The 13,587-nt window shown below is 51.2% G+C and carries 12 protein-coding genes; 4 read left to right on the forward strand and 8 right to left on the reverse strand.

The genetic code is table 11. From position 1 onward, the window contains the following. Window positions 1-22: 22 nt before the first annotated feature. The 4 genes from D6024_RS06635 to paaA form a co-directional block, all read right to left on the reverse strand. The gene (locus tag D6024_RS06635) at window positions 23-652 is read right to left on the reverse strand and encodes a DNA-3-methyladenine glycosylase family protein (protein WP_121353807.1); all 630 of its coding nucleotides are present in this window, start codon (window positions 650-652) and stop codon (window positions 23-25) included. Window positions 653-655: 3 nt separating this feature from the next. Next, window positions 656-1,474 carry a 1,2-phenylacetyl-CoA epoxidase subunit PaaC gene (gene paaC, locus D6024_RS06640; RefSeq protein WP_121353808.1) on the reverse strand — a complete coding sequence of 273 codons (819 nt, stop codon included), beginning with the start codon at window positions 1,472-1,474 and terminating at the stop codon, window positions 656-658. An 87-nt stretch (window positions 1,475-1,561) separates the two neighbouring features. Next, complete coding sequence (gene paaB / locus D6024_RS06645) at window positions 1,562-1,924, reverse strand: 1,2-phenylacetyl-CoA epoxidase subunit PaaB (RefSeq protein ID WP_121353809.1); 363 nt, start codon at window positions 1,922-1,924, stop codon at window positions 1,562-1,564. Window positions 1,925-2,011: 87 nt separating this feature from the next. Continuing rightward, window positions 2,012-2,959: a 1,2-phenylacetyl-CoA epoxidase subunit PaaA gene (gene paaA, locus D6024_RS06650; RefSeq protein WP_121354141.1), complete on the reverse strand. Its 948-nt coding sequence runs from the start codon at window positions 2,957-2,959 to the stop codon at window positions 2,012-2,014. A 203-nt stretch (window positions 2,960-3,162) separates the two neighbouring features. Between paaA and D6024_RS06655 the strand changes: the two genes are divergently transcribed. Next, window positions 3,163-3,684 carry a hypothetical protein gene (locus tag D6024_RS06655; RefSeq protein WP_121353810.1) on the forward strand — a complete coding sequence of 174 codons (522 nt, stop codon included), beginning with the start codon at window positions 3,163-3,165 and terminating at the stop codon, window positions 3,682-3,684. A gap of 158 nt (window positions 3,685-3,842) precedes the next feature. Here the strand turns inward: D6024_RS06655 and paaE are convergent, their stop codons facing one another. After that, window positions 3,843-4,991, reverse strand: coding sequence for a 1,2-phenylacetyl-CoA epoxidase subunit PaaE (gene paaE, locus D6024_RS06660; protein ID WP_240409977.1), 1,149 nt, complete (start codon window positions 4,989-4,991; stop codon window positions 3,843-3,845). 238 nt (window positions 4,992-5,229) lie between these two features. Between paaE and D6024_RS06665 the strand changes: the two genes are divergently transcribed. Next, complete coding sequence (locus tag D6024_RS06665) at window positions 5,230-6,153, forward strand: PfkB family carbohydrate kinase (protein WP_121353811.1); 924 nt, start codon at window positions 5,230-5,232, stop codon at window positions 6,151-6,153. A gap of 105 nt (window positions 6,154-6,258) precedes the next feature. Here the strand turns inward: D6024_RS06665 and D6024_RS06670 are convergent, their stop codons facing one another. Together D6024_RS06670 and D6024_RS06675 are read right to left on the reverse strand one after the other, a co-directional pair. After that, window positions 6,259-7,170: a hypothetical protein gene (locus D6024_RS06670; RefSeq protein WP_162944594.1), complete on the reverse strand. Its 912-nt coding sequence runs from the start codon at window positions 7,168-7,170 to the stop codon at window positions 6,259-6,261. 11 nt (window positions 7,171-7,181) lie between these two features. Beyond that, window positions 7,182-8,900 (reverse strand): lamin tail domain-containing protein, encoded by a 1,719-nt coding sequence (locus D6024_RS06675; RefSeq protein WP_162944595.1) that lies wholly within the window; start codon window positions 8,898-8,900, stop codon window positions 7,182-7,184. 227 nt (window positions 8,901-9,127) lie between these two features. Between D6024_RS06675 and D6024_RS06680 the strand changes: the two genes are divergently transcribed. Beyond that, window positions 9,128-10,147, forward strand: coding sequence for an aspartate-semialdehyde dehydrogenase (locus tag D6024_RS06680; RefSeq protein WP_121353814.1), 1,020 nt, complete (start codon window positions 9,128-9,130; stop codon window positions 10,145-10,147). A gap of 79 nt (window positions 10,148-10,226) precedes the next feature. Here D6024_RS06680 and D6024_RS06685 read toward each other — a convergent pair whose 3' ends face one another. Continuing rightward, the gene (locus tag D6024_RS06685; protein ID WP_121353815.1) at window positions 10,227-11,072 is read right to left on the reverse strand and encodes an oxidoreductase; all 846 of its coding nucleotides are present in this window, start codon (window positions 11,070-11,072) and stop codon (window positions 10,227-10,229) included. A 441-nt stretch (window positions 11,073-11,513) separates the two neighbouring features. Between D6024_RS06685 and D6024_RS06690 the strand changes: the two genes are divergently transcribed. Beyond that, a complete protein-coding gene (locus D6024_RS06690) occupies window positions 11,514-13,433 on the forward strand; it encodes an SPFH domain-containing protein (RefSeq protein WP_121353816.1) in 1,920 nt (639 codons plus the stop codon). The last annotated feature ends 154 nt before the right edge of the window (window positions 13,434-13,587 follow it).

The raw sequence follows: 13,587 nt of genomic DNA on the forward strand, positions 1-13,587 counted from the left end.
CAAATGCCGCGTGGTGTTTTTGTTAGTGCAGGATCCTGATCTTCTTTTTTTGAATGTAAAAATGCCACAACATCATAGTGGCAATGGAGCGGTAGGGTTTCCAGTTTATGGCTCTTTTTTCCCACTCTTCTTTTGACCGTTTTTCACCGTTCACCATTTCCAGTGCCCTCACCAGTGCCAGGTCACCCAGGGGGAAAATATCTGTTCGTTGCAAGGCGTGCAGGAGATAGATGTCAACCGTCCAGTCGCCGATGCCCTTGAGGGCTTTCAGCTCTTTTCTCACCACCTCATCCCCCTCTTGTTCAAACCGTTTTAAACTGACTTTTTTCGACAGGAGTGCCTGCGCCAGTTCTCTTGTATACACGATTTTTTGCCGGCTGAAATAGCAGCTTCGCAACTCTTCGTCGTTAAGTCTCAGGAAGGCAGCAGGACTCGGATTCGGCAATCTTGCTTTTAATCTTTGATAGGCTGCATACGCAGAAGCCAGCGAAACCTGTTGCTCCAAAATCGTCAGCACCAGGGTTTCAAACCGGTTGGGCCGCGTCCACATCGGTGGGTAGCCATACTCGGACAGGATCCACTGCAGGTGCGGATCGTGTGCTGCCAGTTGGTCGCAGAGAGAAGTGAAATTCTGTTCGTGAAACTGCTGCATGCCTTACCAGGTGGTGTTGGGATAAACTCTTTGCAGGTATTGCATTTCGGCAAGAAGGTAGCCCAGGTGCTCCGTGTGTTGGCCGCTCTTGCCACCACTTTGCGACCAGGATTGTTTCGGCGGTTCAAGGGTCGCTTCTGCAAACACGGCCTCCACTTTTTTTAACCAAGCTTCCCGCAACAACAATACGTCTACTCCAAATCCTTCTGTGGCGGCCGCCTGCTCGTAGCCGGCCGCAGTAAAAAATTCTCCTGTAAACATCCACAGGTCGGCCAGGGCTTCCTGCATTCGCCGGTGGCTTTCTTCCGTTCCATCGCCAAGACGCACGACCCATTCGCTGCTCCAGCGCAAATGATAGGCCACTTCCTTGCTGCTTTTTTCCGCGATCGCCGCTAACTGCGGATCGCTGCTTTGCAGCAGTTCCTGGTAGAACAAATGCTGAAATGCACTGAAAAAGAACTGTCGCAAAACGGTAAACGCCCAGTCGCCTTTTGGTAGCTCTGTGAGCAGCAGGTTACGATACTGGTGTTCATCGCGAAGAAAGGCCAGGTCGTCTTCCTGCAATTCGCGGTGAAAGCTTTTCCAGGGTCGCGGAAGGGAGCCCTCCAGCGAATTTTTATCGTGATCGGAAAGGCTGTTGTATAACGCAGCCGCATGCTGGTAATAATTGCGTGCCTGTCCCAGCAGATCCAGGGCAATATTGGTGATCGCAATGTCCTGCTCCAGCACAGGGCCGTGGCCCGTCCATTCGCTGTTGCGTTGCGCAAGGATCAGGGCATTGTCGGCAAGATGGAGGGTATAAATAAATAGCTCTTTGTTCATGCAAGTAAAAGGCAATCGTCAAAAGTAAAAAGGCAAAAGAGGAAGGAAGCGTTTTTGAATTTTGCCTTTTCCCTTTTGACTGGTTCGTTACATGTGATTTACTTCATCCGGAAGGTCGTAAAAGGTAGGATGGCGATAGACCTTGTCTTCGGCCGGTTCGTAAAAGCTTTCCGCTTCATCGGGGTTGGAGGCATGAATGTATTTGCTTTCCACCACCCAGATGCTCACGCCTTCCATGCGTCTTGTATAGACGTCCCGTGCATTTTCGACGGCCATCTGCGCATCGGCTGCATGCAAAGAGCCGACGTGCTTGTGATCGAGACCTTGTTTGCTGCGGATAAACACTTCCCAAAGCGGCCATTCGTTTGCGGCTGCTTTTCCCGTGTCGCCGCCTGTTGGCGCTTCTTTGTCACCGTAATCGCCGTAGTAATATTTCCTGAAATAGTTCATTGCTGATTTTATTGAAGTCGAAATTCAAATGTGAAAGTCAAAACAGTGGACGTTTCTTTTGAATTTTGCTTTTTTACTTTTAATAGACTACGCTGCCTGTTGCTTGTTTCTTGCAGCCCTCTTCTCCGCATGTGCTTTCGCGGCTTCCCGCACCCAGGCACCATCGTCCCAGGCCTTTTTCCGGGCATCGAGCCGTTGCTTGTTGCAAGGGCCGTTGCCGCTGACCACGTTCCAGAATTCTTCCCAGTTGATCTTTCCAAAATCGTAGTGACTGCGCTCCTCGTTCCATTTCAGATCGGGATCGGGCAGAGTCATGCCCAGCAATTTTACCTGCTCGGCGATCATGTCCACGAAACGCTGGCGCAGTTCGTCGTTGCTAAATCGCTTGATCTTCCATTTCATGCTTTGTTCGCTGTGCAGACTTTCGCTGTCGTGCGGACCAAACATCATGAGGCTGGGCCACCACCAGCGGTCGATGGCGTCCTGCACCATGGCCCGTTGTTCCGGCGTTCCCCTGCTCAGCACCAGCAAGGATTCGAATCCCTGGCGCTGGTGAAAGCTTTCTTCTTTGCACACCCGGATCATGGCGCGGCTGTAAGGTCCATACGAAGTCCGGCACAGCGGCACCTGGTTCATGATGGCGGCACCATCCACCAGCCAGCCAATGGCGCCCATGTCGGCCCAGGTAAGCGTGGGATAATTAAAGATGGAAGAATATTTGGCCTTGCCGCTGTGTAACTGCCCGATCATTTCGTCGCGGCTGATGCCCAGCGTTTCGGCAGCGCTGTAGAGATAAAGACCGTGGCCGGCTTCGTCCTGCACCTTCGCAATGAGAATTTGTTTGCGTTTGAGGGAAGGCGCACGGCTGATCCAGTTGCCTTCGGGCAGCATGCCAACGATCTCGCTGTGCGCATGCTGCGAGATCTGGCGGATCAGGGTTTGCCGGTATTTCTCCGGCATCCAGTCTTTGGGTTCAATGCGCACATCGGCGTCGATCTTTTCCTGGAAGTGGGATTCGAAATTCTGTACAGGCATAATGCAATCGTTCTCTGCAAATTTAATGCAACAGCAGGCAGCCACATGTTAATTGATGGTAAGTTTTGATGCCGGTTAGATTGCTGTTCAGGGGTTGGCTGCGAGTTGCCTTTTGACCGGAATAAAACGGCTGCGAACGCTCCAAATCAGTTTTGCCGCTTCCCGAAGATCTTCGTAATTTTTACCAACTAAAACCATCTAACATGAACTTTCAAACAATGAGCAAACAGCGAAAAATGATTCTGATAGCAGCGGCTGTCGGAGTGATTGCCATGTTCTTACCCTGGTGGTCCATTTCTCTGGGCATTTTTGGAGGCGGAAGCGTAAACGGCATGCACGGTGAGGGCCTTCTTGTTTTTCTCTGTTTTTTGGCAGCCGGCGCATTCGCTTACATCGGTGATCAGACAAAAAACCTGGATCGCACCAACTGGATGCTGGCATTGATTGCCGGCGGTATTGCTTCGCTTGTGATGATCATCCGGTTTCTGAGCTGGCTTGATATTCTGAGCGCACTTAGCTTTGGTTTTTACCTTGCCATGGCTGCTTCATTTGCCATTGTTGCATTTGCCTATACACACCGTGCAGCAGGCGAAACCCTGCAAGGCGGGTTCGATACATTGAAGAACAAGTTTACCAATCAGCCTTCGTCCACACCAAGCGATGCCACACCAACCACCAAAGTGATCAACCCCACCAGCAGCGATCCATCAAAGCCGGTTGTTTGATTTTTTAAACCGGATTTGTGGGGTGGGATGAGATGCGCGGGATCACCTTTACCCAATATGCAACGAGGCGCTCTTTCACAGAACGCCTCGTTATTTATTGGCCCTATTATCAAATATCTTTTAATATCTAATATCTTACTATCCCAATATCTCCCTAGCTACTTCGTATCAAAATCAATTACCACTTTTTCCGTTTGCGGATGCGACTGGCAGGTGAGTATGTAGCCCTTTTCCACTTCATCGGGTTCGAGGCCCCAGTTCACATCCATCGACACGTTGCCTTCCACTAGTTTGGCCTTGCAGGTGGTGCATACGCCGCCTTTACAGGCGTAGGGCAGGTCGGCGCCGTGTTTCAGGGCGGCATCCAGGATGCTTTCGCTTTCATAGGCCAGGTCGAAATCGAACCAGATTCCGTCAACCTTGATGTTGATGGCGGCTTTAGGACCTTCGTCCGAAACGGTGCCCGGTTGCTGGCTGCTTGTTACCTGTTTTTGGCCTGGAACGGTAAAGAGTTCGAAATGGATTTTTTCTGCCGCAACGCCCCTGCCGGCCAGGTAGCCCTGGATGCAGAAGATCATCTCCTCGGGTCCGCAGAGGAAAAATGCATCGCTGTTTTCCAGGTCAATGACCTTATCGAAAAGAAGCGCCAGTTTCTCCGTGTCGATGCGGCCGGAATTGATTGGCACATCGGTTTTTTCGCGGCTCAGGATATGGTAAACCCGGAAGCGATCAATGAATTTGTCTTTCAGCGCCTCCAGTTCTTCTTTGAAAATGATGGAAGCCTTTGTTCGATTGCCGTACACCAGCGTAAAGCTGCTTTGCGGTTCCGTGAGCAGGGAGGTTTTGATGATCGAAAGAATGGGAGTGATGCCGCTGCCGGCAGCGAAGGCAACGTAGGCCTTCTTTTGTGCGGCATCGAGCGCTGTATAAAATTTCCCCGTGGGCGGCAACACCTCCAGTTGGTCGCCGGCTTTTAATTCTTCGTTGGCCCAGGTGGAGAACAGGCCGCCTTCCACTTTCTTTACCGCCACCTTCAGCCTGTTGTCGAAAGGGCTGGTGCAGATCGAATAGTTGCGGCGTAATTCCTGCCCGTTCAGTGTTTTCCGGATGGTGAGATTTTGACCCTGCACGAATTGAAACGTGTCTTTCAACCCGGCCGGTACAGCAAATTCGATGGAGACGCAATCGTCTGTTTCGCGTTCAACTTTTTTAACAGCTAAAGAATGAAAATGGATCATAGCGCAACCGCAAAAGACCAAAGATAAAGGCTGTGCAGGATTGCGATGCAGGTTGGCGGCACGTTCCATGCGTTCCGTTCTTCCACGCTGCCAGGATTCATTTTGTTAAAAGATCAAATTGACCGTCTGTCAGTCAGGGGCATGAAGGATGACCGGGGCGGCTCATGCCGCTGCGGCTTTGGGTTTTGTGAGCAGAAAAGCCGTAGGTTTGCACGCCAATTTTTCCGTACGAAGTACAAACGGGGTGCAACGGTGCAAGCCTTTTTCCCCGCTCTGTGCTTTGTGCCGCGTACTTCAAAATCAAATTATGTCGCTTATTGTTGTGGGCACCATGGCCTTCGATGCCATTGAAACGCCTTTTGGGAAAACAGATCAGATCATCGGCGGTTCGGCTACCTACGTGGCGTATTCCGCGTCCAACTTTGTCAAGCCTATTCAGCAGGTCTCCATTGTCGGCTACGATTTTCCCGGTGGGGAAATGGCCGACCTGCAGGCCCGCGGCGTGCAGCTTGACGGCGTGGAAATCGTCAAGGAAAAAAAATCGTTCTTCTGGAGCGGCCGTTATCACATGGACATGAACACCCGTGATACGCTGATTACAGACCTGAATGTGCTGGCCGACTTCAACCCGCAAATCCCCGATGCCTACCAGGGCGCCGAATTCCTGATGCTGGGAAACCTGATGCCCAGGCTGCAGAAAAGCGTGATTGAGCAACTGGCGCAGCGTCCGCGGCTGATAGTTTTGGATACCATGAATTTCTGGATGGAAACGGCCCTCGACGACTTGAAGGAGGTGCTGACCATGGTGGATGTGCTAATGGTGAACGACGGCGAAGCCAGGGAGTTGAGCCACGAGTTCTCGCTGGTGAAGGCCGCCAAAAAAATTCTTGCGATGGGTCCCAAATTTCTCATCATCAAAAAAGGCGAACACGGCGCCCTGCTCTTCCATGGAGAGCAGGTGTTTTTTGCACCGGCGCTGCCGCTGGAAGATGTGTTTGACCCAACCGGTGCCGGCGACACATTTGCCGGGGGGGTTATCGGTCACATTGCCCGCACCAAGGATATTTCTTTCGAAAACATGAAGACCGCCATCATCGTGGGTTCGGCCATGGCTTCTTTCTGCGTGGAAAAGTTTGGTCCCGAACGGTTAAAGGAAATTACCAAAGAAGATATCGACAAACGCCTGGCACAGTTCCAGGAGCTGGTCAGCTTCGACATTGAACTGGTCTGAACCAGGATGCCTGTGAAATAAATACGCTAGAATAAACTCTCGTGCAAAAGCCGTTCTGAAAAGAGCGGCTTTTTATTGTACTGACGTCATCCCGCAAATCCCTGTTCAAAATAATTTTTCAAACTGCTTCCTGTACAGTTTTCGCTGCTTGCCGTAATAGAAATCACGGTACTTCTCCGGCCGGGCCGTTTGAAACGACTCGAGATAAATGGTGCTCCTTTTTTTCTTTTTGTTGTTGGTGGAAATGGTGAACTCGATGTTTTTCAGGGTGTCGCCATCCAGCACATAGTAAGGAATGACGTAAAACGGCGTTGATATCCGTCGCAGGTAAATGGCCGAGTCTTTCGAGTGCGGAACAGGCGTCCAGCTGACAGTCGAATCGTTTGGCGAGGACAGGCCGTAGTAAAGATTATCCCCGTTGCGGACAGGGTAATAACGCACCTCTTCGCGGTAGACGGCGAGGCCTTTGTCTTTGAGTCCCTGCACCAGTTCTTCTTCAGTTTTGGCTGATTGAAAATGTTCGTAAAAACCCATCTCGTTTTCGCGACGTCCATAACCCAGGCCTTCACGATAGGGAACAGAAGTGGAACACAGCGAAACAAACGTGATCACAGCCAATGCAGTTCGCAGGCCTGCCTGCAAGGTTGCCTGCAGGTTGTAGCTGACCGGTTTTATTCTGCCGGCCAACGGCAAAATGGCCAAAGCAAAAAGGTCTGTATAATCCACCGTCCGTCCAATTGGCAGCGAGAGTTGCTCATTGAAAAAATGAATTACCGGACCAGACAAAGAACTCTTCCACCAAACAAAAAACAAGGCAGAAAACAGGAGATGAAATGTCTTGTGGGCAGGAAAAAACACGGTTAGAAAACCCGGCAGTACCACCAATCCCGCAACGTCGGAAAGCTTGCCGGTAAGCCAGTTGGGATAAGCGGACTTCCAAGAAAGGTCATTGGCCAGCAAAACAAAAAGGCTGACCAGGAAGAGAGGGTGAAGAAGTAACGAGGCAGTTCGTTTCATCTCCGAATGTATCAATTCAAAGGTCTCGCCAGCACGATTGTGTTTCGGAAACTTTTCTTCCGGCCTTCAAGGGTAAAAATCTCGGTGAAGACAATGTAAGTCCCAATTGGCAACCTGTTGCTATTTTCACCAAGACCATCCCAGGTCCAGGTTCCGCTTGTTGCCAAAAGATCATTTTTGACCAGGTGCTTCACCATGCGGCCAGCCGCGTCAAAAAGAAATACATTGGCAACGTATCCTCTTTCCGCTACCTGGTAAGAAATCTGTGCGATGTCATCGCGGCCGTCGTTGTCGGGAGAAAAAATGGCGGGGGATATGCTAACTGTTGCCTTCACTGTTTCTGCCTGCCTGTACTGCGAGTTTACATAACCCGGTGTACCGTATCCGGCCGTGGAAGCGGCCGAGTGCCAGTTGCCGGCGCTTTGTGAGGCTGCGTCCGGATCGATGCGTTCCAGGGCCACGCCTGCGTCGTCGCTGATAAGGGCAAAATGCCATTCTTTCGCGTAGACCACTTCATCGATCTGCGTGCCGTTATCGCCTTGCAATACGACGGTTCCCTTGTCGTTGGGATAAGAGGGAAGGCTTGCCAACTGCAGAACGGCGTCTTCGTTCCGCACGAAATATTGCAGGGCAAGAGCTGCCTTGTTTTCTGTCAGTGCGAGGTAATCGCCCGGGAAAAGATAAAATGGTGAGACGCTGATCTTTTTCAATGCCGCTACTGCGCCGCTGCTATTGCGGTTGGCAAGCGACAGGGTTGATACATCAATCACCTTGTTGCTCCTGTTGTAAAGTTCCACGTAATCCGGGCTGCCGGGCCGCGGGTGAAACAGGATTTCGTTGATCACCACATCAGCCGGCGATACCGGCTGCGGACGGCCCACCCTTGCCCGATTATAGCTGCCAATGCTGTTGCCTGCACAGTCGCTTACGTTGCTCGTCGTTACCTCCAAAACGGCACCCGGCTGCAACGCTTCAGTTAACCTTAGTCGCACCGATTGAAACAGTGGCGGCACCGGTGTTGCGGCAACAATAGTATGGCCGGGAAGGCGGTAGTTGGCTGTGATCGCGGCACTGGTGCTATCCAGGGGTTCATCAAACACAAGGTTCACCGTCACACTGTCTTCCACAGAGGCATTTTTGAGCTGCGGTGGCCGGGAGTCTGCATGGCTGCCATTCACCGAATTCGGGCTGCCCGGCGTTCCGCCGCGGGCATGGGTGCTGGCCTTCCAGTTTTCCATTCCGGTGCAGGGGTTTTGTGGGTCGATTATTTCCAGGCTCCAGCCACCGGCGGCTTTTGTTTCGTCGCGGTACCAATCGGCGGCATATCCCACAGCATGGATGATCTTGTTTTGCGGCGAACGCAGTATAAGGGTGTCACCGTCGTTGTCGAGCGACGGAAAGGAGGCAATGCCAATCGTTCTCCCATATGCAGAAAGGGGGAGTGCATTGCCGGTGGAACAAAGAATGACCAGGCTGTCGGGTTGCAAAACCAACGGCGTGAGAAGGATGACAGTGGAGGTTTTGTCGCTCAGTCGCCAGCCATTCAGCGGTAGGGCAAACGACGATGTGTTTTTGATTTCGATGTATTCGGCGTTGGGCAGGCCAACAACGGGTGAGGGATCGGCCATGATCTCGGTAATGACCACGTCGAAGCGGGCAGGTTGTTGGGCAACAGCGGCCAGGCCGGTCGTGAGGGCAAATGCCGCCAGCAGTGTTTTGGCCCTTTTCATGTCAATCAAAATAAAAATTATTTGGATAGGGCGGAAGAGATTTGGAAGAAACCGGTTTGTGCAATACATTCGCAAGCACATGAACGGAGCAAAACATACAAAACGCACAAAGAAACAGGTTCTCGACAGGGAAGGTCTGTAACGTTTTTGTATGTCGATATAATTACAAGCCTTCCACAAACGGAAGGCTTTTTTATTACGAGTTAAAACCATCAAACAAACAAAACATGAAAGTTGCAGTAGTTGGCGCCACCGGTCTTGTCGGTACAAAAATGTTGCAGGTTCTGGCAGAGCGCAATTTCCCCGTAGACGAATTGATTCCCGTGGCCTCCGAACGTTCGGTAGGAAAAGAAGTTGAATTCAAGGGAAAGAAATACAAAGTGGTAAGCATGCAGGACGGCATCGACGCCAAACCTGCCGTGGCGATTTTCTCTGCCGGCGGAAGCACGTCGCTGGAATGGGCGCCCAAATTTGCCGAAGCCGGCATTACCGTGATCGACAATTCCTCTGCCTGGCGGATGGATCCCACAAAACCCCTGGTCGTTCCGGAAGTCAATGCCACGGTACTGACGGCGAAAGACAAGATCATCGCCAACCCCAACTGCTCGACCATCCAGATGGTGGTGGCGCTGCAGCCGCTGCACAAAAAATACCGGATCAAGCGGGTGGTTGTTTCCACTTATCAAAGCGTGACCGGTACCGGTAAAAAAGCCGTTGACCAGTTGTACAACGAACGCGATGGAAAAGAAGGCGAGATGGCCTACAAATATCCCATCGATCTGAACGTGATCCCGCAGATCGACGTTTTCCTCGACAATGGCTACACGAAAGAAGAGATGAAGATGGTGAACGAGACAAAGAAAATCATGGGCGACGACAGCATCCGCGTTACGGCAACGACGGTACGGATCCCCGTGGTGGGTGGACACAGCGAAAGCGTCAACATCGAATTTGAAAATGATTTCGACCTGGACGAAGTAAAGCGCCTCCTGGCTGAAGCGCCGGGTGTTATCGTACAGGACGATCCGTCGCAGCAGCTTTACCCCATGCCCCTGTGGGCCCATGAAAAAGACGAAGTGTTTGTCGGCAGGCTTCGCCGCGACGAAACGCAGCCCAACACACTGAACATGTGGATCGTCAGCGACAACCTTCGCAAAGGCGCCGCTACCAACGCTGTGCAGATTGCCGAGTATTTAATGGAAAAAGGAATTCTGCAGAAAGAAGCGCAGTTGAGCAAGGCGCTGTAAGCAAAGTGAAACGTCAAACCTGAGTCGTGAAACCGAAGAGGATCGAGATAAAGTCCACTCCGGTTTCACGTTTGACGTCTCACGTTTGACGTTCTTCATACACCGTGCTCACCGCAATGGCCTCGTTGGCTTTCAGGTCGGCTTCTACTTGTGCGATCTTCATGCGGATGGCCTGAACAGGTGCTTTGCCCAGGGGCAGCCGAAGTGCTTTGTGATCGCCATACACGTAGTCCACGATTGCCTGCGCCGCTTTCACCGGATCGCCTTCCTGTTTGCCGTTGTTGCTCTCCACATACTGGTACATGCCGCCAACCGGCGTGCTTTGATATGCTTCTATTTTTTGCTGTGCGGCTTTCATGGAACCGGCCAGGAACTCGGTGCGGAAAGGCCCGGGTTCTACAATGGTAACCTTTATGCCAAACGGTGCAACCTCCTGCGCAAGCGCTTCACTAAAACCTTCCAGCGCAAATTTGCTGGCGTTGTACACGCCAAAACCGGCCGCTGCACGAAAACCGGCCTGCGAAGAAATCTGCACGATATGCCCGCTGCCTTGCTGGCGAAGGATAGGTAAGAATTGTTTTGTCACCGCGATGGCGCCAAAAAAGTTAGTTTCCATCTGTGCCCTGATTTCTTCGAGAGAAAATTCTTCAATGGCGCCGATGGTGCCGTAGCCGGCGTTGTTCACCACAACATCGATGTGGCCGAACTTCGCCAATGCGCTTTGAATACCACTTTTGATTTGTTCTTCATTTGTCACGTCCAGAAGAATGCCCAATCCGTTATCGCTGGTTTGTTGCGTGAACGCACTGGCCTGTTCGGGCTTGCGAAAGGTGGCGGCTACTTTATCGCCTTTGCGGAGGACAGCCTGTACCAATTCTCTTCCAAAGCCGCTGGAAGCACCGGTGATAAACCATGTCTTTGCCATAAGATTTATTTTGCTGGTTAAGATGGAACAAAGTAAGCAAGGGATTGTTCTACTGCAGGCAGCCGGGTGAATAATTTCCCCGCAAAGCGATTTAATGATTTGATAACAATGGCCCATTGCAAATGATTCAGGCGGCCAATATCTTTACGCATTCAATTCCTCCGCAATGGAATCCGACAGTGACGACAGTAACCAGAACGCTTCTTTTTTCAACAGCTTTCCTAAATCTAAAGTCCACCAGCTATCTTTAGTCGCTAAGCGGGATATTTCTGCTTACATGCGCCACATCACCGATGTGTGTGACCCTCCCTTAGGCCACTAAATCAAACAAACATTGCTGACGTTATGCGACTGCTTTCAGAGGCCCCGGCCTGTTGCAAGTGAGTTGCGGGCAAACGTGTACACTAAATTTTTTTATAGACAACCTAAACTAAAACAAACATGAATTTCGAGTATTTATTCCTCCATTACTGGTGGGTAGCCGCCATTTTACTTGTTCTGATTTGCTACAAACTCTTCTTTCGCCTCTTTGGCGTCATCATCGTGCCCGAAGACAAGATTGGATTGGTCACTAAAAAATTTGTTCTTTTTGGCGAGAACAGAGAACTTCCGGAAGGCCGCATCATTGCGGTAAACGGTGAAGCCGGCTACCAGGCCCAAACCCTGCCGCCGGGTATTTATTTCTGGTACTGGATCTGGCAGTACGAAATCACGCTGCAGCCTTTTACCGTCATCCCCGAAGGAAAGATTGGCCTGATCATGGCCAAGGATGGTAACGAGCTGGAAACAGGCCGCATCCTGGCCCGCCGCGTGGCTTGTGATGCATACCAGGACGCCGAAGCCTTTATTAAAAACGGCGGACGGAAAGGCCGGCAGACAGCGTTCATTACGGCCGGTACCTATCGTATCAATACCTTCCTGTTTGATGTGATCGTGACGGATCTGACCAAGATCGAAGACAACATGGTCGGTATCGTGACCACGTTGGATGGTTTGCCGATTGAAGAAGGCAATATTGCCGGTAAATACATTTCGTCGCACAACAACTTCCAGGACGCCGATACCTTCCTCGACAACAACGGTAACAAGGGATTGCAACCACAGGTGATCCTGGCCGGTTCCTATTATCTCAATCCCTGGTTTACCAAAGTGGAGATGATTAAAATGACAGAGATCCCGATTGGCTATGTGGGTGTGGTGATCTCTTACATTGGCGACGAGGGAAAAGATTTGAGCGGTGAAGAGTTTCGTCATGGCAACATTGTCAGCAAGGGACAAAAAGGGGTGTGGGCCGAACCGCTGGGACCCGGTAAATATCCCATCAACTGTTACATTATGCGGGTAGAGTTGGTGCCAACCACGAACCTGGTGCTGAACTGGGCTTCGGCACGTACCGAAGCACACCAGCTGGACAAGCATCTCTCCACCATCACCGTTCGTTCAAAAGACGGGTTCCCTTTCAATCTCGACGTGTCGCAAATTATTCACATCCCCACCACGGAAGCGCCGAAAGTGATTGCCCGTTTTGGTAACATGATGAATCTTGTGGGACAGGTGCTGGAACCAACCATCGGTAACTACTTCCGCAACTCCGCACAGGATTCGGATGTGATCGACTTCCTGAAAAGCCGCAAGGAAAGACAGGAATCGGCAAGGGAGCATATCAGTCGTGTGCTGCAGCAATACAATGTGTATGGCGTGGACACGCTGATCGGCGACATCGTTCCACCGGAAAGCCTGATGCGAACCTTAACAGAACGGAAACTGGCCGAAGAGCAAAAGGTAACTTATGAAACGCAGATGAAGGCGCAGGAAACAAGGCAGGCACTGGAAAAGGAAACCGCCATCGCCGAAATACAAAAAGACATTGTAAAAGCCGACCAGGGGGTGCTGATTGCCCAGCGCATTGCCGATGCATCGGTAAAGAAAGCCGAAGGGGAAGCCTCCAGCGTAAAGATTGCGGCGAGCGCCGATGCCGAACGGACCAGGTTGAATGCCGGTGCGGAAGCAGAACGGACAAGATTGTTGTCAACAGCCGAAGCGCAAAAAGTAAAAGCGCTGGCCAGTGCGGAAGCCGAGCGCATTTCTCTTACCGGTACGGCCGAAGCCGAGAAAATTCTGGCAATTGGTAAGTCAACCGCCGAAAGTTACAAGCTGGCTGTCGAGAGTATGGGTGGAGACAACTTCACGCAGTTGAAGGTTGTGGAGTCCATTGCCAAAGACAAGGTGAAGATCATTCCCGATGTGTTGATTGCCGGAAACGAAGGTGGTACCAATGGCACCATCAGCGGTTTGCTTGGCTTGAAACTGATGGAAGACTTATCGAAGAAGAACGGAAAGAATGGCAGGCAATTGGATTAGTAAGTTGTAAGTAGGAAGTAGCAAGTAGCAAGTAGCTCCTTTGCTCGTTCAATCATTGTAAAACAAAACCTCTTCATCTATCGAAGAGGTTTTGTTTTGTCCGCCTGTTTGCAATAAATGGCTGCTCGCTACTTCCTACTTACAACTCGCCGTC

Origin of the sequence: Flavisolibacter nicotianae (genome assembly GCF_003628535.1) — a bacterium.
Taxonomy (GTDB): domain Bacteria; phylum Bacteroidota; class Bacteroidia; order Chitinophagales; family Chitinophagaceae; genus Flavisolibacter; species Flavisolibacter nicotianae.